Consider the following 21,240-nt stretch of genomic DNA (forward strand, 5'->3'; position numbering starts at 1 on the left):
AGATAAAAGCCAATCATATATTCCGGAGATTCCACCTCAGGTCATTACAGAAAGTAAACGTCGAATTCGGCCTCGTAGCACTCGCACACAACTTACGAAAGCTAATAACATTAAAAGGTGATTTATTTGATGGATATGCTCATTGTGAACATAAACGCACATCGAAGGAACGCATTTTATCGCTTAACCAAAATCTCATGACTGCGGCATGAACTCTGAAAAAACCAAAAGGGGCTGACTAAAATTTTATTGTTAGACAGCCCCCTTCGGGAAAACCGGGGCGGATTACTCCTCGGCGATGCGGACCGAGAGAATCAGGTCGCCCGGACGGATGTCGTCGATCACCTCGATGCCTTCGACCACGCGGCCGAAGCAGGTGTGCACGCCGTCGAGGTGTTGCGTGTGTTCGCGGTTCAGGCAGATGAAGAATTGGGAGCCGCCCGTGTCCTTGCCGCGGTGGGCCATCGAGAGTACGCCGCGGTCGTGGCGCTGGCGCGGTGCCGAGGTTTCGCACGGGATGGTGTAGCCCGGGCCGCCCGTCCCGTCGCCTGCGGGGCAGCCGCCCTGAACGACGAAATCGGGAATGACGCGGTGGAACGTCAGTCCGTCGTAAAAGCGCTGTTGCGCCAGTTTCACGAAATTGGCGACCGTGAGGGGCGTCTCTTTTTCGTAAAGTTCCGCTTTCAGGTCGCCCTTTTCGGTCGAGATCAGTGCATATTTCATAGTGTGGAACGATTTTGTCATCGGTCGTTTTTGCGCCGGAAGCGCCGGAAGGGGAGCTTCAGCACCCCGAAGAAGGCTTCGCCGAATATGCCGCCGCTCATCTTCGAGACGCCGAGGCGCCGCTCGGTGAAGACGATCGGCACCTCCGCGATCTTCATTCCGAGCCGCCATGCCGTGTATTTCATTTCGATCTGAAATCCGTAGCCTTTCATCCGCACGCCGTCCAGATCGAGGGTTTCGAGCGTCCGGCGCGAGTAGCAGACGAATCCGGCCGTGGCGTCGTGTACGGGCATCCGCGTCGCGGCCCGCACATAGAGCGACGCACCGTAGGAGATCAGAAGACGCGATGCGGGCCAGTTGACCACCCGGCCACCGCGGACATAGCGCGAACCGACCGCGACGTCGGCCCCCTTCGCGGCTTCGGCCGTCAGACGTGCGAGGTCCGCTGGATCGTGCGAGAAGTCGCAGTCCATTTCGAAAACGAGGTCGTAGTCCCGTTCCAGCGCCCAGCGGAAGCCTGCGAGGTAGGCCGTGCCGAGCCCCAGCTTGCCGCTGCGTTCGATCAGATGGAGGCGGCCGCCGTCCCGTGCGGCCTGCCGTTCGCGCACGACCGCGGCCGTGCCGTCGGGCGAGCCGTCGTCGATGACCAGCAGATCGTATGCCCCTTCGAGCGACAGGACGTGCGAGATCATCGGCGCGATGTTTTCGCGTTCGTTGTAGGTGGGGATGATGACGAGCTTGCGCATTGCTGAGGCAAAGATAGAAAAAAAACGTTTATCTGCAATTCCGCCGTCGGATTCGCTGCCGGCCAGCCGCCGTGTCGCTCGGCTTTCCCCGCTCACGGCTGCTCTTCTCGTTACGGCCTTGTCCGTCTTTTCGGCCTCGGCGGACAGCGCTCCGGAGCAACTTGCGCGGGGCGGTCCTCAGGCGGCGGACGGAGAGGCTCTGCGGAGCAGGGCCGTGTCGCCGGTATGGCTCCGCTACCTTCGCCGTTTCAGGGAGCGGATCATGGTTTTGTCGTCGGCCGAAACGCGCCGCGATTCGACGATCTTTTGCAGCGCTTTGTCGTAGGTCCAGTCGTCGAGCGACGAACGGTGCAGATACTCCGCCGTGCGCTCCGGGAATTTGACGTAGCAGACCGACAGAGCCCACGCCACGCCCATGCGGGCGTAATAGCCTTCGTGGCGGCAGGCGTCGAGATGCGCCAGCAGCGCATCGAGGTGTTCCGCGTCGACGAAGTTGCTCAGCCCCATCGCCGCCGCGAAGCGGAGTTCGAATTCGTGCCCGGAGCGGAAATAGGGCCGTATGAATCGCCACATCGGCTCCCGTTCGGCGGCTTTGAGCCGCCAGCAGAATAGATCGCACAGGGCCCAGTTGTCGATCTTGGGAACGAACCGCGCCACGCGGCGCAGCTTCTCCGCCGGATCGCATTTCGCAAGGCCGATCACGAGCCCTTGCAGCAGCCGCTCCTCGAAATAGAGGTCTTCGGCCGTGTCGAGATACGAACGCCAGTCGCCCCGCACTATTTCGCGTGCGAGAAGGCGCAGTTTCGGAACGCGGATGCCGATCACATGTTCCACGCCGGGCATCAGCGGCATCGTGAAGTCGCGGTAGGCCGGTTCGGCCATTTCGAGCAGTTGTTCGCGCAGTGTCATTTTCCGTGCGGTGATTTCGGTGCGGAGGCGGATGCGCTCCGCGCTATTTTGCAGAGGCCGCCGCCGGGCCGCCGTGCGGCGGCGGAGACCGGAGCCGTTATCTCTTTCGGTCTATTTCAGGAGGTTGTAGTTGCGTATGGCCGTAATTTCGGTCGACACCTCGCCGATTTGCAGTCCTTTGTCCTGCACGCCGGTCTGAATCTTCACGAAGTCGATGCTCGGCAGCGACACGGGCTCGCCCTGCGCGTCGACGGCGTCGCCGATACGGAAGAGGTTGCGTCCTTCGGAGGCGTAGTTGTCCGCATAGCCCCATGCGAACGGTTGCGGAATCCAGCGGTCGTCGGAGGGTTCCACGTTTTTCGGCAGCAGCGTCCCGCCGAGCGTGCAGCTGTCGCCTTCGATCCATGCGGGCCAGTAGGACTGCGGATGCTCCTTCGTGCGGTCCACGGTCCCGCTGCCGCCGCGGTTGTCGCTCCATGCCACCGGGTCCGAGTCGGCGGCGGGGCGGTAATAGGTTACTTCGTAGCCGCGCACGGCATTCGCCTCTTCGCTGCCTTTGAGCTCGTACCATGTGTCGTCCGGTTTGCCGTTGCCGTTTTCGTCCCGCATGACCCAAACGATTCCGGGCTCCGACGAGGTGGCGAACGAATTGCCTTCGATGAGCAGGTTGTAGCCGCCGTCGTTCCGCACGGGCTGTGCGAATGCGGCGACCAGCGAACCTCCCCATGCACCGAGCGAGACGTACCGCCTTGCGCGCAGACGTCGTTCGGCATAGGCGCGGGCGGCCTCGGGGGTATGCTCGCCGCCGAATCCGGCTTCGCGGGCATCGTTGACGTATTGTCCGGGTGCCGGAGTGTACTCCAAGACAGCGGCGAAGTCGGGATCGGGGAGCTCCGCCGTCTCCGTACGGTCGATGTTGCAGGCTGCGAGCAGCAGCAGTGCCAGCGGAATCGTGTGTATTTTCATAAATTTTTATCCAAATCGTCGTGCAACGGAAGGTGCCCGGTCCGCTGCGGTGCAAAAATACGTTTTTTTCCGGAGTTTCTTGCGGCTCGGACCGTGAAAGCGGCGGGATGCGCCGGCGGCCGTGCCGGAACTTCGTCGGGCGGACGCTTCGGGTGGAGCACGGATGCCGCCGGCGGATGCGGTGCGGCCGACGGGCCGTGTCCGCCGCGAACGACCGAAACGCGGACGGGGTGTGTCGCCAAGCCGGTCCCCGGAGACTCCGCAAAGAATCTGCGGACGGACGGGCGTTTCGCACGGAAAAATATGGCCGTAATTCGTGCTTTTTGCGTAACTTTGCGTAACGGTAAAAACAATGCGATGAAAGTCTATCGAGTATCCGAAGCCGATGCGCGGCTCTGTGCGGCCTTCGCGCGGCTCATGCCCCAGCTCTCCGCCTCGCTCGGAGTTCCCTCCGCAGAGGCGTTGCGGCGCATCGTCGCTTCGTCTGCGACGGCGCTGTTCTGCGCCGAAACGGAGGACGGAATCGTCGGCGTGCTGTCGTTGGCGTGGTACGATGTGCCGTCGGGCCGCAAGGCGTGGATCGAGGATGTGGTGGTCGACGCCGCCGCGCGCGGCCGCGGAGCCGGACGGGCGCTCGTCGAAGAGGCGCTCCGGCACGCTTCGCGCATCGGGGCCGCGTGCGTGATGCTGACTTCGAATCCCGCACGCCGGGCGGCCCATGCGCTTTACCGCAAAGCCGGTTTCGAAACGTACGATACGACGGTGTTCCGATCGAAACCGGGAAAATAACGGAATCATGAAAAAATTGTCGAAAATTTTTGCCATAACGCTGGCGGTTTTGCTGTCCGCGGCGTCCGTGCTGCCGCTGGTATTCGAGGGGAAGATAGGCGACATCGTGAAGCGCGAGGCCGCTGCGAGGCTGCGTGTGCGGCTCGGCTTCGAGAAGCTCGACGTCAGCCTGCTGCGTCATTTCCCCCATGCCTCGCTCGATGTGCGGGGGTTGACGCTCGCGGGCGGGGCGCCTTTCGCCGGCGACACGATCGCGGCGGCCGACCGCATCTCGGTAGTGGTGAACCTGCTGTCGCTCTTCGGCGACGAGGGGATCGAGGTAACGAAGGTGATCGCGGTCCGTCCGGCGGTGCATGCCCGCAAGCTGGCCGACGGTACCGTGAACTGGGACGTGATGAAGCCCGTGCAGTCCGATGCGGAGAGGGCGGCAGAGCCTTCCGGGCCTTCGTCGTTCCGCCTCGCGGTGCGCGACGTGCGGATCGACGGGGCCGTGCTTCGCTACGAGGACGACTCGACGCGGATGCGTTTCTCCGCATCGCCCCTGTCGCTGCGGCTTCGGGGCGACCTGTCCGCCGCGCAAACCGATCTGTCGCTGCGTCTTGAGGCCGGACGGATGCGTCTGGTCTCGGGCGATGCGGTGCTGCTCGCGGATGCCGAGGGCGAGCTGGATGCCGTATTGTCGGCCGATCTGGAACAGAGGCGATTTGTGTTCGCGCAGAATACGCTGCGTCTGAACGCCGTCGAACTTTCGCTCGGCGGGCGAGTCGATCTTGCGGAGCCGGGGGCTGTGGCGGTGGACCTCGCGGCGGAGTGCCGCAAAGTGCAGTTCAAGGATATTCTTTCGATGATCCCGGCCTTCTACACGCGCGATTTCCGCAGCCTCTCCGCCTCGGGCGAACTGTCGCTCGCGGCGTGGGCGAAGGGACGGCTTGCGGGCGGCGAAGTGCCCGCTTTCGAGGTGAAGCTCGGCGTGCGGGAGGGGGCTTTCCGATATGTTTCGCTGCCCAAGGCCGTTACGGACATCGCGGTCGATGCCCGCGTTTCGAACGCAGGCGGCACGATCGACGATACGAAGGTCGAGATGCCTCTGCTGACGCTGACGATGGACGGAAACACGGTCCGCGCTTCGTTCGCCGCCTCGCATCTTTTCTCCGACCCGCATTTCGATGCGGCCGTTTCGGGGCGGGCCGATCTGGGCGGCATCCGCGAAGTCTATCCGCTCCGGGACGGCGAGGCGTTCAGCGGCATCGTTACAGCCGATCTGCGGGCCGCGGGCCGGATGTCCGATATTGAGCGCGAACGTTACGAATCGGTCGAGGCGTCGGGTACGTTCGTCGTCGAAGACTTGCTCGCGCGGATGGACGGATGGCCCGACGTGCATGTCCGGCGGGCTGCGGCGACCGTCTCGCCCGCGGCGATGACGCTCGGCGAACTGGACCTCGCGGCGGGCCGGAGCGATCTTGCGGCCAACGGACGCCTGACCGGATACATCGGCTATCTGTTGCGCGGATCGAAACTGTCGGGCCGTCTCTATGTCGAATCGGACCGGCTCGATCTGAACGAACTGCTCTCCTCCGTGCCCGCCTCGCAGCAGCGGGAGGGGGTGCAGCAGCCGGCCGTGTCCGCGGCGGCCGATACCGCGGCGCATGCGCCCGTGATCCCTGCGAATCTCGATCTCGCGCTCTCGGCCGAACTGCACGAGGTACTGTTCCGGAAGATGCGGATCACGAACCTGTCCGGAGGCGTGCGGGTCGCGGACGGCGCCGTGTTGCTCGACGGGCTGGCGATGGAGGCGTTCGGCGGCCGGGTGAACGCTTCGGGCTGCTATTCGACTGTCGCCGATGCGCAGCGTCCCGAGTTGCGTCTCGGGCTCGACGTGGCGAAGGCTTCGTTCGAGCGGACTTTCGAGGAGCTGGAGGTCGTGCAGCGGCTCGTGCCCCTGTTCGCGAAGACCGGAGGCTCGTATTCGATGCGGCTCGATCTCGCTGCGCGCCTCGATGCGTCGATGACGCCCGAACTGAAGACGCTGAATGCCGCGGGGACGATCGCTTCGCAGGATGTTCGCATCCGTCGGATCGAGGCTTTCTCCAAGCTGGCCGATGCGTTGAGGTACGAACCTCTCCGGCAGATCGAAGCCCGGGATGTGGCGATCCGCTTCACGATCGCCGACGGCCGTATAACCACCGAACCTTTCGACCTGCGGATCGCAGGAGCGGCGGTCCGTTTGTCGGGTACGACCGGTCCGGACCGGACGATCGACTACAAAGCGCGCGTCTCGCTGCCCGAAGGGGCTGCGGGCGGGGTGCTCACGACGCTCGACGTCGGGATCGGCGGTACGTTCTCCGATCCGAAGATCACGCTGGGCGTGAAAGAGGCGGCGGTCGATGCGTTGAAAAACCTCGTGAACGAGCAGGTGCGGAAACTCACGGGCAGCGCTCCGTTCGAAGCGGAGGTCGACGAACAGCGTCGGAAGATCGGCGCGGCCGTCGGGGAGCAGAGGGGGAAACGCTCCGCCGAGGCGGAGCATCGGGCGTAGATGCTGCGCGACGAGGTGCAGCGTGCCGGCGGCACGCTGCGTGAAGGCGGCCGAAGAACAGCGGGACGAACTCGTGGCCGGGGCCCGGAATCAGCTGGCTAAGGCCGCGGCCGAAAAAGCGGGGGACAAACTGGCGGAGGCGGCGCAGGAGCAGGCCGCGAAACTTGCGGCGGAGGCCGAAGCGCGCGCCGCCGCGATGACCGGAGACCGGCAGTAGAAGACCGGTGTGTCTATTGTTATAAAAGCTGTCTGACAGGTCTTGGACAGCTTTTTTTCTATTGGTGCTGCTTATTGTGGGGTTTTTCCGGACTGACAATACGTAGCTTTGAAGCACGGGAACGGGCGGGGATTTTCCGTATGCTCTTCCGGAGGGAAGCGGTCGGTGCGGCGGAGTTCCGGCCCTTCGGATCGTGGCAACGGATTGCGTGAGCGACACGGAGAGCGGTGCAGAGGGCCGTTTGCCGGGAGCATGCGCTGCGACAGGCGGAGACAGCGGTTCGCTGCCTGCGTTGCCCGGGGCGTGGATGCGGACGAGTTTCGATTTTGCGCCGGCGCTCCCGCACGGGTGGAACCTGCGTCCGGTTTCGTCGGTCTTGCATCCGCCTGCGGATCCGGCGGGTCCATTCATACCCGCCGGATCCGCAGGGTGCGGCTATTTTTTTATGTAGGTCTGCAATGCTGCGACATAAGCCTCGAAGGCGTCCATGCCCTGTTCCGTGATGCGGCAGACGGTACAGGGCATTTTGCCGCGGAAACTTTTCTCGACGGAGATGTAGCCCGCTTTCCGCAATTTGTCGATCTGCACGCTGAGGTTGCCGGCCGTGGCTCCCGTCTCCTCGCGCAGATAGACGAAGTCGGCGCTTTCGACCCCGACGAGGATCGACATTACCGCGAGCCGGAGCTCGGAGTGCAGCAGTGGATCGAGTTCTCTAAACATGTTTTCGGCGTTCGTGATAACGCAGTACGACGCCAGTTCCCAAGAGCTGAAGGGCGACGGCCGCGAAGGTGAGCAGAAATTGCATTAGGGTCTGGCCGTCGAGCGCCGCGCGGAAAATCCAAGCCGCGAGGAACGCTCCTGCGACGGACGCCATTTGCAGTACGACGAGTGAGCCGCCCTGATTCGATTTATTGGGGCCGTTTCGCCGGAATAGTTCGGAAGTGAAAGCGACGGCGATTGCCATGCCGATGGTCAGGAATCCCGCGATGGGCAGCCGCCCGTCGAGGTAGAATGCGGTGTAGCCCGTAACGCCGATGGCGAACAGCCAGACATTCAGGAGCGAGCGGTCTGTGAGCGTTACGGTGCGGTGCTTGTCTCGCCGGATCAGCAACAGGGCTACGCCGGCTATTCCGGCAGGTAACCAGAGCAGGTACCACAACCATGCCGCTCCAAGCAGCGTGTCGAGCATGAACTGCGCTGTCAATGTGAGGAGTGAGATCCAGCCAGCGGCGAAAAAGAGATTGCTGTGGACGAAATTGAGTTGTCGGCGTTGTGCGTCGAACGCCTGTGCGATTCGCTCCAGCCGTTCTTCGTCCGGCAGACGCAGATCATCGGAAGATTCGTTTTTTTTCATAGTCATTTCATTTGTTGGCTGGTTCGGGTTTGCCGATGACCGCTGATAGCCCGAAAGCGTTATGGGGCCGTTTTTCCGGCGGCGGAATTCCATCCGGCAGAACTTCGTATGGAGGTTCGTTATGCAAACTTTGAACAGATCATTCGATGCAATCCTGTCTGCGGCCGGACTTGCTGTTGAGGATATGTCCCGGGACGATCATCATCGCGGCGAAGATCGCGGCAAAGATAAGAATTTCCGCGTTCAACAGATGCGCATCCACGACGCTACCTGCGGCCGCTGCCCTTTTCAGCCAGAAATCGTAGAAGGCGAATGCCGTGGAGAGCCCCATGCCTGCAAAGCCTGCGACGCAGTAGATCCGCGACCGGACGATCGTTCCCGTGAGAGCCGTTGCGACCGCCATGACGAGCGTGATGAGTGCGAAGAGGCTCGGGCGGTAGGAGAGGCCGTGGAGGAGACAGAGCAGAAAGATCGGAATCAGCGACAACGTACACACGGCCCAGACCTTGCCGACGATGCGGTCGATGTCGGTGCGGGGATCCGTGCTTTTCCTTTGCGGGAACAGCCTCGTGAGCAGGTATCCGATGACGGGGATCAGAAACCACGTAAAGCTCCACGCCGGAGCGAAGCCGGCCTCGTTGAACCCGTAGTTCAGCAGCGAGATGCCCACGGTCGTGTAGCCCCAGATGAGGAATGGGCGCCCCGTGTCGCGTTCCATACGGCGGCGCGTATTGCGGATCATGCGTGCGATCAGTTCCATGCTTTCGTGCGCGTCGAGTGCTTTGTCTTGCAGCGGGTGCGGTGCGTTCGGTGAAGCGGTCCGCGAACGGTTCCGCCCGTCGGTTTCGATTCGTTTCATAAGCGTCGGTTTTAAGGTTAGGGCCGGAGTTGTTGTTCTTGTCGTTTGTGCTGCGTTTTAATCCTGTCTTTTATATCGACCAATGCCACGGAAAACGTTCGGACGCTATCCGTTACCTCGATCTTCCGCATGGCGCAACGCTCTGTCGGAACGCCGTTTTCTTTATCCAATTCCCAGTTGCCGTTGGCATCGTGGAAAACGTAGATTTCATACGTTCCATTGGAGACGTTCTCGAGTTTGATTTCAACCGGAAAGTCGGCGGCGTCCGCCCAGCCGTAGTATTCGCCGTGGCCGACGGTTGCTAAAATTCGTCCGGTTTGAGAGGGAATGTCGGTTACTTGCAAGATGATCTCTCTCTTCGGTTGCGCCCTTAGCGTGGAACCGCAAAGAATGAGAACGGCGAAGGACGTCAATAAACATTCGATTCGTTTCATGACAATTGTTCTTTTTTATTCGTAAATAGGTTCGTAACGTAGATTGAAACGTCGTGTCGGATCCGATGACATCGGGTTTCGTTGTTGCAAATATAAACAAGTTTACGATATAAACCAAATTTGCCGCCGAAAATATTTCTGGGAAGCAGGGCATCCGTTTTACCGGTCCGTGCTGCGGTGAGCGTCGGGCGGTAATGGGTGGAGACGGACCGGGGCAAGGCGCCGCGGCCGCGTGAAGCGACGAGGAACCGGAGCGGCGGGGTGGGCGAGAACGGGGGGAAGAGGGACGGCTCCCGGAGCCGTCCCTCGCGTTGTGCGTAGTGCGGCGTTCGCTGTGCCGTTTAGCCCCTGAATACGATCTCCTCCCATTCGGGATGGCTGAAAATGTACTGGGCGACGTAACTGCAGCGGGGGATGACGCGCAGCCCCTTTTTGCGTGCATCCGTCAGCACCGCTTCGGTCAGCTCGGCGGCGATGCCCTGTCCCTGATGTGTCTCCGGGACGAAGGTGTGGGTCAGCGTGATGACGTCCGACTCCCTGATGTATTCGATCGCGGCGGTTTCGCCGTTCAGGTCGAATTCGTAACGTTTTTCGACGGTATTGTCCGTCAGCTTGTGTTTCTGCATGGCCGTAAGGTTTTTAACGTTTCGTCGGTTTTGTCTTTCAAAGATAGTTCCGAAACGGCGAATATCGGCACGGAATGGTTAAATTTGCCGCCGAAATGTCCGACATCGCACCCATATTGCTCGATTGGTACGCCCGCTGCGGGCGCGACCTGCCGTGGCGCCGCACGCGCGATCCCTACCTCGTCTGGCTTTCGGAGGTGATTCTCCAGCAGACCCGCGTCGCGCAGGGCCGGGACTATTACCTGCGTTTCGCGGAGCGTTTCCCCGACGTGCGGTCGCTCGCCGCCGCCGGGCAGGACGAGGTGATGAAGCTCTGGCAGGGGCTCGGTTATTACAGCCGTGCCCGCAATCTGCATGCGGCCGCACGGCAGATCGTCGCGGAGTCCGGCGGAGTGTTCCCGCGTGCGTATGCCGACGTGCGGTCGCTGCGGGGAGTGGGGGAGTATACTGCGGCGGCGATCTGCTCTGCGGCATACGACGAACCCGTGGCTGCGGTGGACGGCAATGTCTACCGCGTGCTCGCCCGCCTGTTCGACATCGCCGAGCCGATCGACACGACGGCCGGCCGCAGGCTCTTCGCCGAACTGGCCGCCGCGCAGCTCGACACGCGCCGAGCCGGACGTTACAATCAGGCGGTCATGGATTTCGGGGCGTTGCAATGCACGCCGGCCGCACCCCGCTGCGACAACTGTCCGCTGGCGGCGCGGTGTCTTGCGCTGGCGGCCGGGACGGTCGGCGAGCGGCCCGTGAAGCGGGGCCGCACGGCCGTGCGGCCCCGCTGGTTCCACTATCTGCACGTCGTCTGCGGGGGCGATACCTTCGTGCGCCGGCGCGAGGGGCGCGACATCTGGCAGGGGTTGTACGAGTTTCCGCTCGTCGAGATGCCGGAGGAGACCGATTTTCTGCGGGTCGCCGACGCGGAGGAGTTCCGTGCGGCGTTGGGCGGCGTGCCGTGGCGGCTGGTCCGTTCGGTCGCGCTGCCGGAGCACCGGTTGTCGCATCAGCGTATCCATGCCGTGTTCCACCGGATCGAAGTCGGTGCCTCCGCCCCGCTCCGCATGCCGGGGTGTCTCCGGATCGCGGAACGTGCGCTCGGCGACTATGCAATGCCGCGGCTTCTGGAAAATTATCTCAGCAGAGAGGAGATGTAGGCGATGTAGATCGCCAGAAAGATCGCCCCTTCCCACCGGTCGATGCTCCGTCGTCGGAAGGTGAAGGCCGCGACGAAGAGCAGCAGCGACGAGAGGACGACCATGAGGAGGTCCCGGGTCGTGATGCCGCCCATCGTGAGGGGATGGATCGTGGCGCTGGCACCGAGTATGAGGAGTATGTTGGCGATGTTCGAGCCGATGACGTTGCCCAGCGCGAGCTCGGGCCGTCGCTTGACCACCGAGATGATCGACGAAGCCAGCTCGGGCAGCGACGTGCCGCCCGCGACGAGCGTGATGGCGATCGCCGACTCGCTGACGCCGAGATGCCGCGCGATGGAGACGGCGCTTTTGAGGAACAGTTCGCCGCCGCCGACGAGGGCCGCGAGGCCGCCGAGGATGAATACGACCGAGAGCCACGGTGCCTGCTGTTTCCGCCCGGGAGTCTCGGCGTGTGCGGGCCGCGGCGTGGTGCGGACGGTGTACCACAGGATCGCGGCGTAGAGCAGCAGCATCCCGATGCCTTCGGCGCGTCCGATGCGGTCGGTGGCGCCGAGGTGCAGCAGCCGGTCGGAAGCGAGGAGGAACAGCAGCACGGAGACGCCCAGTCCGATCGGAATGTCGCGCCGGATGTTGCCCGAGGTGAGGGCGACCGGAGCGATGAGGGCGCAGATGCCGAGGATGACGAAGACGTTGAAGAGGTTCGAGCCGACGACGTTGCCCACGGCCATGTCGCTGTTGTGCGCAATGGCCGAGAGGACCGAGACGGCCAGTTCGGGCGTCGAGGTGCCGACGGCGACGACGGTGAGACCGACGACGAACTCCGGCATGCGGAGGCGCTGTGCGACGGCCGCCGCGCCGTCCGTGAGGAAGTTGGCGCCGCCGAGGATCAGTCCGAGACCGGCGAGAAGCAGAAGAATGTCCATCTCTTTTTCGAGTACGAGTTGTGTGGTCGTATGTTTTTCGTGTCGGCGTTTTCGGCATTCCGGATGCGATCCGGACTTTCGTGGAGAACGGCCGGACGGGGCCGGCTGTTCGGGTCGTCCGCTCCGTTTCGGCGAGGCTGCGCGGGGGTATGCGTCCCTTCCCCCGAGGAGGGAAGGCGACGTGGGGACGGGCCGCCGCTGCGGCCGGAGCCTGCGCGAATCTCGCTCTCGCCGTCGGCCGACCTGCCGCCGTCCGCATCCGCGTGCCGGCGAGCGGCGGGGTGTCGGGCGGAATTGCAGCCGCGGATGGGGCATGCGGGCGATCCGGAGCGGAGTGCGGCGTCCGAAGTTTCCGGCGCGGCGCGCCGGTCGGCCTAAGCCAACAGGAGCAGGCTGAGCGCCATGACCGCCATGCCGGCCACGACGCCGTAGAGGGCGATGTGCGCTTCGCCGTATTCGCGGGCCGCGGGGAGCAGTTCGTCGATCGAGATGAAGACCATGATTCCCGCTACGCCCGCCAGCACGCAGCCCATGAGCGTCGCCGACATGAAGGGCATCAGCACAAGCCATGCCAGCAGAGCGCCCACCGGCTCGGCCAGACCCGAGAGCAGCGAGAGCCGGAAGGCTTTCAGCCGATTGCCCGTGGCGTAGAAGATCGGGATCGAGACGGCGATGCCCTCCGGTATGTTGTGGATCGCCACCGCGACGGCGATGGCTATGCCGAGCGTCTGGTTTTCGACGGCCGTGGTGAAGGTGGCGATGCCCTCCGGAAAGTTGTGGATGCCGATCGCCAGCGCGGTGAGCATCCCCATGCGCATGAGCTTCGGGTCGCGCGGATGTCGCTCCATGTCCTCCACGGCGCGCGCTTCGTGGGGGTTCTCGAACGAGGGAACCAGCCGGTCGATGATGCCGATGAGCAGGATGCCTCCGAAGAAGGCCGCGACCGCGAGAGCCTGCCCCATGCGGGGGCCCCATGCGTCGGCGAGCGTCGTTTCCGCCTCGCGCAGCAGCTCGGCGAACGAGACGTAGATCATCACGCCGCCCGACAGGCCGAGCGAGAACGAGAGCAGCCGTTTGTTGGTGTGGCGGGCGAAGAAGGCGATGGCGCTGCCGATGCCGGTCGCCAGACCGGCACCGAGCGTAAGCAGCAGCGGGATGAGCAGCGAATGTTCCATGGGCGGAGTGTTCTGCATGCAAAGATAGCATTCCGCCGCCGAATTCCGCCTTCCGGCCGAAAAATTGTGCGGGCCGATTGCGGATTGCGAATTTTTTGCCTACCTTTGTACCCGATTGGAGTAAATCCGGAAACCCACGACCATGAAAACCGAACCCAACACAGCGGCATCGCAGATGTTCTGGCAGGATAACCGTGCGGGTTATCACCGTTTGGGGTCTCCGGAGGTTTTGTTTTATTTAGGGTAGCTGTTCCGGCTGCCCTATTTTTTTATGCGATTGCGTGCGATGAAAACGATTTACCGGAATGCAAAGGTGTGGCGCTCGGGGCGCTTCGGCGAGGCCGACGTAACGGTCGCGGACGGACGGATCGTCGCCGTCGGCGAGGCGGCGGACGGCGGTGCCGAAAGCATTGATCTGCGCGGGCTGTGCATCGTCCCCGGACTGGTGGACGTGCATGTGCATCTGCGCGAACCCGGATTCGAGTACAAGGAGACCGTCGCCACGGGTACCGCCGCTGCCGCGCACGGCGGCTATACCACGATCTGTTCGATGCCCAATCTGATGCCGGCGCCCGATACGCCGGAGCATCTGGCCGTGCAGCTGGAGGCGATCCGCCGCGACGCTGCGGTGCGCGTGATCCCCTACGGCTGCATCACGATGGGGCAGAAGGGACGCGGCGAGCTGGTCGACTTCGCGGCGCTGGCGCCCGGGGTGGTCGGCTTCTCGGACGACGGACGCGGCGTGCAGTCGGCGGAGTTGATGGAAGAGGCGATGCGGCGTGCGGCGGCCGCGGGGCGGCCCGTCGTGGCCCACTGCGAGGCGGACGATCTGCTGCGCGGCGGCTACATCCACGACGGCGCCTACTGCCGTGCGCACGGACACAGGGGCATCTGCTCCGAGAGCGAGTGGACGCAGGTGGAGCGCGACATCGAGCTGGCCGGAAAGACCGGCTGCCGGTATCATGTCTGCCACGTCTCGACCCGGGAGAGCGTGGCGCTGGTGCGTGAGGCGAAGGCCCGCGGTCTGGCCGTGAGCTGCGAGACGGCGCCCCACTATCTGCTGCTCGACGAGACCGATCTCCGCGAGGACGGGCGTTTCAAGATGAACCCCCCGCTGCGCAGCGCCGAGGACCGTGCGGCGCTCATCGCGGGCATTCAGGACGGGACGATCGAGGTGCTGGCCACCGATCACGCGCCCCACACCGCTGCCGAGAAGTCGCGCGGACTGGCCGGCAGCGCCATGGGGATCGTGGGGCTGGAGTGCGCATTCGGACTGATGTATGAATATTTGGTGCTCGGAGGCGTGATCCCCTTCGCACGGCTCATGGAGCTCATGTCGGAGAATCCGCGCCGTCTGTTCGGCCTCGGCGGCGGACGGATCGAGGCGGGGCAGCCGGCCGATTTCACGGTGCTCGATCTCGGGGCGGAGTACGACGTGGACCCCGGAACATTCCTCTCGAAGGGCCGGGCTACCCCGTTCGCCGGGTGGCGGGTGCGGGGCCGGACGGTGCTGACGGTGGTCGGAGGCCGTTGGGCTTACGACGGATTGAACAGAAAACCAAACAGACAATAATGAAACCATTTACCAAGAAAATCGTTCTTGAAAACGGCGAGGAGTTCTACGGCTACGGATTCGGTGCCGACCGGGAAGCCGTCAACGAGATCGTCTTCAACACCTCGATGGTGGGCTATCAGGAAATTCTGTCGGACCCCTCCTACACGGATCAGATGGTGGTGATGACCTATCCGCTGATCGGCAACTACGGTACCGCCGAGGAGGACTACGAAACGAAGTTCCCGACCATCGGCGGCATGATCGTGCGCGAGTACAACGATACGCCGTCGAATTTCCGCTACACCAAGACGCTCGCCGAGGTGTTCGAGGAGCACGGCATTCCCGCCATCTGGGGGATCGACACGCGCCGTCTGGTGCGCATCATCCGCGACGAAGGGAGTCAGAAGGTGATGATTGCCTCGTCCGCGACCCCTGCGGCCGAGGCGCTCGCACGGCTTCGCGCCTACGAACTGCCGCACGACATGGTGCGGCGCGTGAGCTGCAAGAAACGTTGGTTTTCCCGCACGGCCAACCACCGTTACGACGTGGTGGCCATCGACTGCGGCATCAAATACAACATCATCCGCAAACTCAACGAAAAGGGGTGCAACGTAACGGTCGTGCCCTACGACATCTCGGTCGAGGAGCTGCTGGCGTTCCGCCCCGACGGCGTGTTCCTCTCGAACGGCCCGGGCGATCCGGCGGACGTGGCGCCCGTGGTGGAGAAGGTGCGCGCGCTCCGCGGGCGGGTGCCCATGTTCGGCATCTGCCTCGGACACCAGATGATCGCGCTCGCCTACGGGGCCCGGACCTTCAAGATGAAGTTCGGCCACCGCGGCGGCAACCACCCCGTGAAGTGTCTCGAAACGGGCCGGATCGAGATCACGAGCCAGAACCACAGCTATGCCGTCGATCGGCAGTCGCTCGGAGGTACCGGTCTGCGGCTGACGCACGTCAATCTGCTGGACGATACGGTCGAGGGCATGGAGTGCCCCGAGGACCGGCTCTTCTCGGTGCAGTACCACCCCGAGAGCGCCCCGGGTCCGCAGGACAGCGCCTATCTTTTCGACAAGTTCATACAAATGATGGAGGAGCACAGAAATGCCTAAGAGAACGGATATCAACAAAGTGATGGTCATCGGCTCGGGTCCGATCGTGATCGGTCAGGCCGCCGAATTCGACTATGCGGGCACGCAGGCGTGCCTCGCGCTCAAGGAGGAGGGGTACGAGGTCGTGCTCGTGAACTCGAATCCCGCGACGATCATGACCGACACGCACATCGCCGACAAGGTCTACATGGAGCCGCTGACGCTCGAATACGTCGCCAAGATCATCCGCTACGAGCGGCCCGACGCCATCGTGCCCGGGCTGGGCGGCCAGACGGGGCTGAACCTCGCCGTGCAGCTCGCCCGGAAGGGCATCCTCGAAGAGTGTCAGGTCGAGATTCTCGGCACGTCGTTCGACAGCATCGAACGGGCCGAGGACCGCGAACTCTTCAAGGAGCTGTGCCAGTCGCTCGGCGAGCCGGTGCTGCCGTCCGAGATCGCCGGCTCGATGGAAGAGGGGCTCGCGGCGGCGGAGCGGATCGGCTATCCCGTAGTGCTGCGTCCGGCCTTCACGCTGGGCGGCACGGGCGGCGGCTTCGCCGACGACGAGGCGGAGTTCCGCGAGATCATGCGCAACGCGCTCTTCCTCTCGCCCGTGCATCAGGTGCTCGTGGAGAAGAGCATCAAGGGATACAAGGAGATCGAGTACGAGGTGATCCGCGACCGCAACGACACGGCCATCGCCATCTGCAACATGGAGAACATCGACCCCGTGGGCGTGCACACGGGCGATTCGATCGTGGTGGCCCCGAGCCAGACGCTCACCAACCGCGAGTATCAGATGTTGCGCGACTCGGCGCTCAGGATCATCCGCGCGCTGAAGATCGAGGGAGGCTGCAACGTGCAGTTCGCGCTGGACCCTCTCTCGTTCAAATACTATCTGATCGAGGTCAACCCCCGCGTGTCGCGTTCGTCGGCCCTCGCCTCGAAGGCCAGCGGCTATCCGATCGCCCGCGTGAGCGCCAAGATCGCCGTGGGGCTGACGCTCGACGAGATCCGCATCGCCAATACGCCTGCGGCGTTCGAGCCGACGCTCGACTACGTGGTAACGAAGATCGCCCGCTTCCCCTTCGACAAGTTCAGCGACGCTTCGAACAAGCTCGGCACGCAGATGAAGGCCACGGGCGAGGTGATGGCCGTGGGCCGCACGATGGAAGAATCGCTGCTGAAGGCCGTGCGCTCGCTCGAAACGGGCGTCTGCCACATCTGGCACAAGAAGTTCGACGACTGGTCCGAAGACCGGCTGCTGACCTACATCAAGGACGGTACGGACGACCGCCTCTATGCCGTGGCGCAGCTCATCCGCATGGGGACGGACCTCTCGCTGATCTACAACAACACGAAGATCGACCTCTTCTTCCTCGAAAAGTTCAAGAACATCGTCGAATTCGAACGCACGGTGCGCGAGCATCCGATGGACGCGGAGACGCTCCGCGATGCCAAGCGCATGGGTTTCAGCGACAAGTATATCGGGTTGTTGTGGGGCCTCTCGCAGAGCGAAATGTACCGCCTGCGCGAACGCCACGGCATCTTCCCCGTCTACAAGATGATCGACACCTGCGCCAGCGAGTTCGCCTCCTACGTGCCTTATTTCTACTCGACCTACGAGCAGGAGAACGAGTCGGTGGTGAGCGGCAGAAAGAAGATCGTCGTGCTCGGCTCGGGTCCGATCCGCATCGGTCAGGGCGTCGAGTTCGACTATTCGACCGTCCACGCCATCTGGTCGATCCGCGAGGCGGGTTACGAGGCGATCATCGTCAACAACAACCCCGAGACCGTCTCCACGGACTACACCACCAGCGACAAACTCTACTTCGAACCGCTGACGGTGGAGGATGTGATGAACGTCATCCGCCTCGAAAAACCCGAGGCGATCGTCGTCTCGCTCGGCGGACAGACGGCCATCAATCTGGCCGAGCCGCTCGCGGCGCTGGGCGTCCCGATCGTCGGCACGGGCTGCGATGCGATCCGCAATGCCGAGGACCGCGGCTGTTTCGAACGGATCATGGAGGAGCTGGGCATCCCCCAGCCCGAGGCCGAAGCCGTTACGGACATCGAGTCGGGCGTGCGTGCGGCGGCCCGCATCGGCTATCCGGTGCTGGTTCGTCCGAGCTATGTGCTGGGCGGCCGCGCGATGCAGATCGTCTCGAACGAGGAGCGTCTGCGCCACTACCTGCAAACGGCCGTCGAGGTCAATGAAGATTCTCCCGTGCTGGTCGACCGCTACATCATGGGCAAGGAGCTGGAGGTGGATGCCATCTGCGACGGGCGGGACGTTTTCATCCCGGGCATCATGGAGCATGTCGAGCGCACGGGCATCCACTCGGGCGACTCGATCAGCGTCTACCCGACCTTCAGCGTGAGCGAGAAAGCGAAGGAGAAGATCGTCGACTACACGGTGCGGCTGGGGCTGCGGATCGGCATCGTCGGACTCTACAACATACAGTTCATCGTCGCGGGCGACGACGAGGTTTATGTGATCGAGGTCAATCCCCGTTCGTCGCGCACGGTGCCGTTCCTGTCGAAATCCACGGGCGTGCAGATGGCGCACATCGCCACGCAGGTGATTCTGGGCCGCAGCCTGCGCGAGCAGGGCATCACGGAGGTGTGCGGCCGGGAGAAGAAGCGCTGGTACGTCAAGGCGCCGGCTTTCTCGTTCGCCAAGATCCGCGGCATGGACTCCTACCTCTCGCCCGAGATGAAGTCCACGGGCGAGGCAATCGGTTACGACGACAAACTCACCCGCGCGCTCTACAAGGCATTGCAGGCCACGGGCATGAACGTTTGCAACTACGGGACGATCTTCGTAACGATCGCCGACTCCGACAAGCAGACCGCCCTGCCGCTCGTGCGCCGCTTCTACGACCTCGGGTTCAACATCGAAGCGACGACCGGCACGGCGGAGTTCCTGCGCGGGCACGGCATCCGCACCCGCACGCGGCGCAAGCTGAGCGAAGGCAGCTCGGAGATCATCGACGCGCTGCGGCAGGGGCATGTGAGCTACGTCGTGAATACGATCGACATCAACCAGCACAACACCCGCCTCGACGGATACGAAATCCGCCGCACGGCCGTCGAGAACAACGTAACGGTCTTCACGGCGCTCGAAACGGTCGAAGTGCTGCTCGACGTGCTCGAAGAGATCACTTTCGGCGTGTCGACCATCGACGCGGAGTAAGGAGCAAGTTCCGGCTCCGGAGCGGGCGTTCCGCTCTTCCGTCTTTCGTCCGAACGGGACCCGCTTCGTGCGGGAGCTTGTCCGGTCGGGATGTATGCAGGGCGCAGGCCGCATCGCCGGTGCCGAATCGGGTATAACAGAGATTGTATGTACAAACAGGATATTTACGAAATCCGTTCGAACGAGCCGCTGACGGCTTCGGTCTTCCGCATGGTGCTCGCGGGCGATACGCAGTGGATCGCCGCTCCGGGACAGTTCGTCAACGTGGCGCTCGCGGGGCGCTACCTGCGGCGTCCGATCTCGGTCTGCGACTGGGACGGGCGGACGCTGACGCTGATCTATAAGGTGGTCGGCGACGGTACGGAGCAGATGAGCCGGATGCGGCCGGGCGAGCGGCTCGACCTGCTCACGGGGCTCGGCAACGGGTTCCGCACGGACGTGCCTGCGGAGCGGCCGCTTCTCGTGGGCGGAGGCGTGGGCGTCCCGCCGCTCTACAACCTCGCCAAGCGTCTGATCGCCGCCGGCCGGCCGACGACGGTCGTGCTGGGATTCAACACGGCAGCGGAGGTCTTCTACGCCGAGGAGTTCCGCGCGCTGGGTGCCGGGGTCTTCGTCGCCACGGCCGACGGAACGATGGGGACCGCGGGATTCGTAACCGCGGCCATCGAGGCGAACGACCTCCGTTGCGACTACTTCTACGCCTGCGGCCCGCTGCCGATGCTGCGGGCGCTGTGCGATGCGGTCGCCGCAGACGGACAACTGAGTTTCGAGGAGCGCATGGGCTGCGGCTTCGGCGGCTGCATGGGCTGTACGTGCAAAACCAAATACGGGAACAAACGCATCTGCAAGGAGGGGCCCGTGCTGACGAAGGAGGAGATCGTATGGTAAACCGGATTTTTACGATGCAGAGCGGCACGCCCGCGGGGCGGCCTCTGCGCGATACGCGGGTGGTGCTGAGCGGCCTCGTGCTGGACAATCCGGTGATCCCGGCCAGCGGGACGTTCGGCTACGGCAGCGAGTACCGCGAGTTCTACGACATCAACATACTGGGTTCCTTCTCGTTCAAGGGCACCACGCGCGAACCGCGCTTCGGCAACCCCACGCCCCGCATCGCGGAGTGTACCGAGGGGATGATCAATGCCGTGGGATTGCAGAATCCGGGCATCGATGCGGTGATCGCCGAGGAGCTGCCGCGGCTGCGAACGTTCTTCCATAAACCCGTGATCGCCAATATTTCGGGATTCTCGGTCGAGGAGTACGCCTACTGCTGCGAACGGATCGACCGGGAGGAGCAGGTGGGACTGATCGAGGTGAACGTCTCGTGCCCCAACGTGCGGCACGGCGGCATGTCGTTCGGAACGTCGCCCGAGGCGGCGGCCGAGGTTACGCGCGCCGTGAAGGCCGTAACGACCAAACCCGTGTACATCAAGCTCTCGCCCAACGTTACGGACATCGTCTCGATCGCCCGTGCGTGCGAAGAGGCGGGGGCCGACGGCATCTGCCTGATCAATACGCTGCTCGGCATGCGCATCGACGTGCGGCGGCGGAGGCCCGCGGTCGCCAACACGATGGGGGGCTTCTCGGGCGCGGCTGTTTTCCCCGTGGCCGTGCGGATGGTCTACGAGGTCGCGCGGGCCTGCTCCGTGCCCGTGATGGGTTGCGGCGGCGTGCGGTCGGCGCGCGACGTGATCGAGATGATGATGGCCGGCGCCACGGCCGTGCAGGTCGGGGCCGAGAATCTGCGCAACCCCTATGCGTCGAAAGAGATCGTCGAGGCGCTGCCCGCGGAGATGGAGCGGCTCGGGATCGAACGGTTGAGCGACATCGTCGGGATTGTCGGATAAAATCCGTACCTTTCGGGAGCGGATTCGGCTGCCGGACCGGCAGGGCCGTTCTCGCCGCCGGACTTGCCGGGACGGTCCGCCCGCAGGGCGGGAGAGCGGGTTCGGCCGCAGAAGGGGAGGGGATCGGCCGCGAAAGGGGGGCACGGGGA

The 21,240-nt window shown here is 63.6% G+C and carries 21 protein-coding genes; 10 read left to right on the plus strand and 11 right to left on the minus strand.

All coding sequences use genetic code 11. The annotated features are described in order from the left end of the window. Window positions 1-2: 2 nt before the first annotated feature. Window positions 3-212, plus strand: a complete 210-nt coding sequence (locus BN3659_RS13450) for a transposase (RefSeq protein WP_410488791.1) — start codon at window positions 3-5, stop codon at window positions 210-212. A gap of 73 nt (window positions 213-285) precedes the next feature. Here the strand turns inward: BN3659_RS13450 and BN3659_RS04745 are convergent, their stop codons facing one another. The 4 genes from BN3659_RS04745 to BN3659_RS04760 form a co-directional block, all read right to left on the minus strand. Next, on the minus strand, window positions 286-723 hold the full coding sequence (locus BN3659_RS04745) for a peptidylprolyl isomerase (RefSeq protein WP_091534998.1): 438 nt from the start codon (window positions 721-723) through the stop codon (window positions 286-288). Window positions 724-740: 17 nt separating this feature from the next. Beyond that, complete coding sequence (locus BN3659_RS04750; RefSeq protein WP_091535000.1) at window positions 741-1,469, minus strand: polyprenol monophosphomannose synthase; 729 nt, start codon at window positions 1,467-1,469, stop codon at window positions 741-743. A gap of 234 nt (window positions 1,470-1,703) precedes the next feature. After that, window positions 1,704-2,378 (minus strand): DNA alkylation repair protein, encoded by a 675-nt coding sequence (locus tag BN3659_RS04755; RefSeq protein WP_091535001.1) that lies wholly within the window; start codon window positions 2,376-2,378, stop codon window positions 1,704-1,706. Between the two features lie 111 nt (window positions 2,379-2,489). After that, window positions 2,490-3,344 carry a hypothetical protein gene (locus tag BN3659_RS04760; protein ID WP_091535003.1) on the minus strand — a complete coding sequence of 285 codons (855 nt, stop codon included), beginning with the start codon at window positions 3,342-3,344 and terminating at the stop codon, window positions 2,490-2,492. 357 nt (window positions 3,345-3,701) lie between these two features. On the opposite strand from BN3659_RS04760, the gene BN3659_RS04765 reads away from it, so the two are divergent. Genes BN3659_RS04765 through BN3659_RS13455 form a run of 3 tightly spaced genes read left to right on the plus strand, consistent with a single transcriptional unit; the run spans window position 3,702 to window position 6,886 of the window. Next, window positions 3,702-4,133, plus strand: coding sequence for a GNAT family N-acetyltransferase (locus tag BN3659_RS04765; protein ID WP_091535024.1), 432 nt, complete (start codon window positions 3,702-3,704; stop codon window positions 4,131-4,133). A gap of 7 nt (window positions 4,134-4,140) precedes the next feature. Further along, window positions 4,141-6,669: an AsmA-like C-terminal region-containing protein gene (locus tag BN3659_RS04770; protein WP_224757798.1), complete on the plus strand. Its 2,529-nt coding sequence runs from the start codon at window positions 4,141-4,143 to the stop codon at window positions 6,667-6,669. A 22-nt stretch (window positions 6,670-6,691) separates the two neighbouring features. Then, window positions 6,692-6,886: a hypothetical protein gene (locus BN3659_RS13455; RefSeq protein ID WP_224757799.1), complete on the plus strand. Its 195-nt coding sequence runs from the start codon at window positions 6,692-6,694 to the stop codon at window positions 6,884-6,886. A 435-nt stretch (window positions 6,887-7,321) separates the two neighbouring features. On the opposite strand, the gene BN3659_RS04775 is transcribed toward BN3659_RS13455, so the two are convergent. From BN3659_RS04775 to BN3659_RS04795, 5 genes are all read right to left on the minus strand, one after another. Continuing rightward, window positions 7,322-7,606, minus strand: coding sequence for a winged helix-turn-helix domain-containing protein (locus BN3659_RS04775; RefSeq protein WP_091535004.1), 285 nt, complete (start codon window positions 7,604-7,606; stop codon window positions 7,322-7,324). Beyond that, window positions 7,599-8,240 (minus strand): hypothetical protein, encoded by a 642-nt coding sequence (locus BN3659_RS04780; protein ID WP_091535006.1) that lies wholly within the window; start codon window positions 8,238-8,240, stop codon window positions 7,599-7,601. The genes BN3659_RS04775 and BN3659_RS04780 overlap by 8 nt, the downstream gene beginning before the upstream one ends. A gap of 139 nt (window positions 8,241-8,379) precedes the next feature. Beyond that, window positions 8,380-9,099 (minus strand): hypothetical protein, encoded by a 720-nt coding sequence (locus BN3659_RS04785; protein WP_091535008.1) that lies wholly within the window; start codon window positions 9,097-9,099, stop codon window positions 8,380-8,382. Between the two features lie 17 nt (window positions 9,100-9,116). Continuing rightward, window positions 9,117-9,533, minus strand: a complete 417-nt coding sequence (locus tag BN3659_RS04790; protein ID WP_091535009.1) for a DUF2141 domain-containing protein — start codon at window positions 9,531-9,533, stop codon at window positions 9,117-9,119. A gap of 341 nt (window positions 9,534-9,874) precedes the next feature. Continuing rightward, window positions 9,875-10,159, minus strand: coding sequence for a GNAT family N-acetyltransferase (locus BN3659_RS04795; RefSeq protein ID WP_091535011.1), 285 nt, complete (start codon window positions 10,157-10,159; stop codon window positions 9,875-9,877). Window positions 10,160-10,254: 95 nt separating this feature from the next. On the opposite strand from BN3659_RS04795, the gene mutY reads away from it, so the two are divergent. After that, the gene (gene mutY, locus BN3659_RS04800) at window positions 10,255-11,310 is read left to right on the plus strand and encodes an A/G-specific adenine glycosylase (RefSeq protein WP_091535026.1); all 1,056 of its coding nucleotides are present in this window, start codon (window positions 10,255-10,257) and stop codon (window positions 11,308-11,310) included. Here the strand turns inward: mutY and BN3659_RS04805 are convergent. Both BN3659_RS04805 and zupT read right to left on the minus strand, forming a co-directional pair. Next, complete coding sequence (locus tag BN3659_RS04805; protein ID WP_091535013.1) at window positions 11,286-12,233, minus strand: calcium/sodium antiporter; 948 nt, start codon at window positions 12,231-12,233, stop codon at window positions 11,286-11,288. The genes mutY and BN3659_RS04805 overlap by 25 nt on opposite strands. 374 nt (window positions 12,234-12,607) lie before the next feature. Then, window positions 12,608-13,408 carry a zinc transporter ZupT gene (gene zupT / locus BN3659_RS04810; protein ID WP_091535015.1) on the minus strand — a complete coding sequence of 267 codons (801 nt, stop codon included), beginning with the start codon at window positions 13,406-13,408 and terminating at the stop codon, window positions 12,608-12,610. Between the two features lie 286 nt (window positions 13,409-13,694). Between zupT and BN3659_RS04815 the strand changes: the two genes are divergently transcribed. From BN3659_RS04815 to BN3659_RS04835, 5 genes are all read left to right on the plus strand, one after another. Then, the gene (locus tag BN3659_RS04815; protein WP_091535016.1) at window positions 13,695-14,981 is read left to right on the plus strand and encodes a dihydroorotase; all 1,287 of its coding nucleotides are present in this window, start codon (window positions 13,695-13,697) and stop codon (window positions 14,979-14,981) included. After that, window positions 14,981-16,072 carry a glutamine-hydrolyzing carbamoyl-phosphate synthase small subunit gene (gene carA, locus BN3659_RS04820; RefSeq protein ID WP_091535019.1) on the plus strand — a complete coding sequence of 364 codons (1,092 nt, stop codon included), beginning with the start codon at window positions 14,981-14,983 and terminating at the stop codon, window positions 16,070-16,072. Before BN3659_RS04815 ends, carA begins: the two co-directional genes overlap by 1 nt. Beyond that, window positions 16,065-19,247, plus strand: coding sequence for a carbamoyl-phosphate synthase large subunit (carB, locus tag BN3659_RS04825; protein ID WP_091535021.1), 3,183 nt, complete (start codon window positions 16,065-16,067; stop codon window positions 19,245-19,247). Before carA ends, carB begins: the two co-directional genes overlap by 8 nt. A 147-nt stretch (window positions 19,248-19,394) precedes the next feature. Beyond that, window positions 19,395-20,135 carry a dihydroorotate dehydrogenase electron transfer subunit gene (locus tag BN3659_RS04830; RefSeq protein WP_091535022.1) on the plus strand — a complete coding sequence of 247 codons (741 nt, stop codon included), beginning with the start codon at window positions 19,395-19,397 and terminating at the stop codon, window positions 20,133-20,135. Beyond that, a complete protein-coding gene (locus BN3659_RS04835) occupies window positions 20,129-21,091 on the plus strand; it encodes a dihydroorotate dehydrogenase (protein ID WP_290527241.1) in 963 nt (320 codons plus the stop codon). The genes BN3659_RS04830 and BN3659_RS04835 overlap by 7 nt, the downstream gene beginning before the upstream one ends. The last annotated feature ends 149 nt before the right edge of the window (window positions 21,092-21,240 follow it).

The organism is Alistipes sp. CHKCI003, from assembly GCF_900021155.1.
Lineage (GTDB): Bacteria > Bacteroidota > Bacteroidia > Bacteroidales > Rikenellaceae > Alistipes > Alistipes excrementavium.

Excerpts from the sequence above, each read along its gene's own strand:
- BN3659_RS04760 (WP_091535003.1), bottom strand. The coding sequence starts at position 3,344 with ATGAAAATACACACGATTCCGCTGGCACTGCTGCTGCTCGCAGCCTGC.
- carA (WP_091535019.1), top strand. The coding sequence starts at position 14,981 with ATGAAACCATTTACCAAGAAAATCGTTCTTGAAAACGGCGAGGAGTTC.
- BN3659_RS04780 (WP_091535006.1), bottom strand. The coding sequence starts at position 8,240 with ATGAAAAAAAACGAATCTTCCGATGATCTGCGTCTGCCGGACGAAGAA.
- BN3659_RS04795 (WP_091535011.1), bottom strand. The coding sequence starts at position 10,159 with ATGCAGAAACACAAGCTGACGGACAATACCGTCGAAAAACGTTACGAA.
- BN3659_RS04745 (WP_091534998.1), bottom strand. The coding sequence starts at position 723 with ATGAAATATGCACTGATCTCGACCGAAAAGGGCGACCTGAAAGCGGAA.
- BN3659_RS04775 (WP_091535004.1), bottom strand. The coding sequence starts at position 7,606 with ATGTTTAGAGAACTCGATCCACTGCTGCACTCCGAGCTCCGGCTCGCG.
- BN3659_RS04755 (WP_091535001.1), bottom strand. The coding sequence starts at position 2,378 with ATGACACTGCGCGAACAACTGCTCGAAATGGCCGAACCGGCCTACCGC.
- BN3659_RS04785 (WP_091535008.1), bottom strand. The coding sequence starts at position 9,099 with ATGAAACGAATCGAAACCGACGGGCGGAACCGTTCGCGGACCGCTTCA.
- BN3659_RS04830 (WP_091535022.1), top strand. The coding sequence starts at position 19,395 with ATGTACAAACAGGATATTTACGAAATCCGTTCGAACGAGCCGCTGACG.
- carB (WP_091535021.1), top strand. The coding sequence starts at position 16,065 with ATGCCTAAGAGAACGGATATCAACAAAGTGATGGTCATCGGCTCGGGT.
- zupT (WP_091535015.1), bottom strand. The coding sequence starts at position 13,408 with ATGGAACATTCGCTGCTCATCCCGCTGCTGCTTACGCTCGGTGCCGGT.
- BN3659_RS04790 (WP_091535009.1), bottom strand. The coding sequence starts at position 9,533 with ATGAAACGAATCGAATGTTTATTGACGTCCTTCGCCGTTCTCATTCTT.
- BN3659_RS04815 (WP_091535016.1), top strand. The coding sequence starts at position 13,695 with ATGAAAACGATTTACCGGAATGCAAAGGTGTGGCGCTCGGGGCGCTTC.
- BN3659_RS04765 (WP_091535024.1), top strand. The coding sequence starts at position 3,702 with ATGAAAGTCTATCGAGTATCCGAAGCCGATGCGCGGCTCTGTGCGGCC.
- BN3659_RS04805 (WP_091535013.1), bottom strand. The coding sequence starts at position 12,233 with ATGGACATTCTTCTGCTTCTCGCCGGTCTCGGACTGATCCTCGGCGGC.
- BN3659_RS04770 (WP_224757798.1), top strand. The coding sequence starts at position 4,141 with ATGAAAAAATTGTCGAAAATTTTTGCCATAACGCTGGCGGTTTTGCTG.
- BN3659_RS04750 (WP_091535000.1), bottom strand. The coding sequence starts at position 1,469 with ATGCGCAAGCTCGTCATCATCCCCACCTACAACGAACGCGAAAACATC.
- mutY (WP_091535026.1), top strand. The coding sequence starts at position 10,255 with ATGTCCGACATCGCACCCATATTGCTCGATTGGTACGCCCGCTGCGGG.
- BN3659_RS04835 (WP_290527241.1), top strand. The coding sequence starts at position 20,129 with ATGGTAAACCGGATTTTTACGATGCAGAGCGGCACGCCCGCGGGGCGG.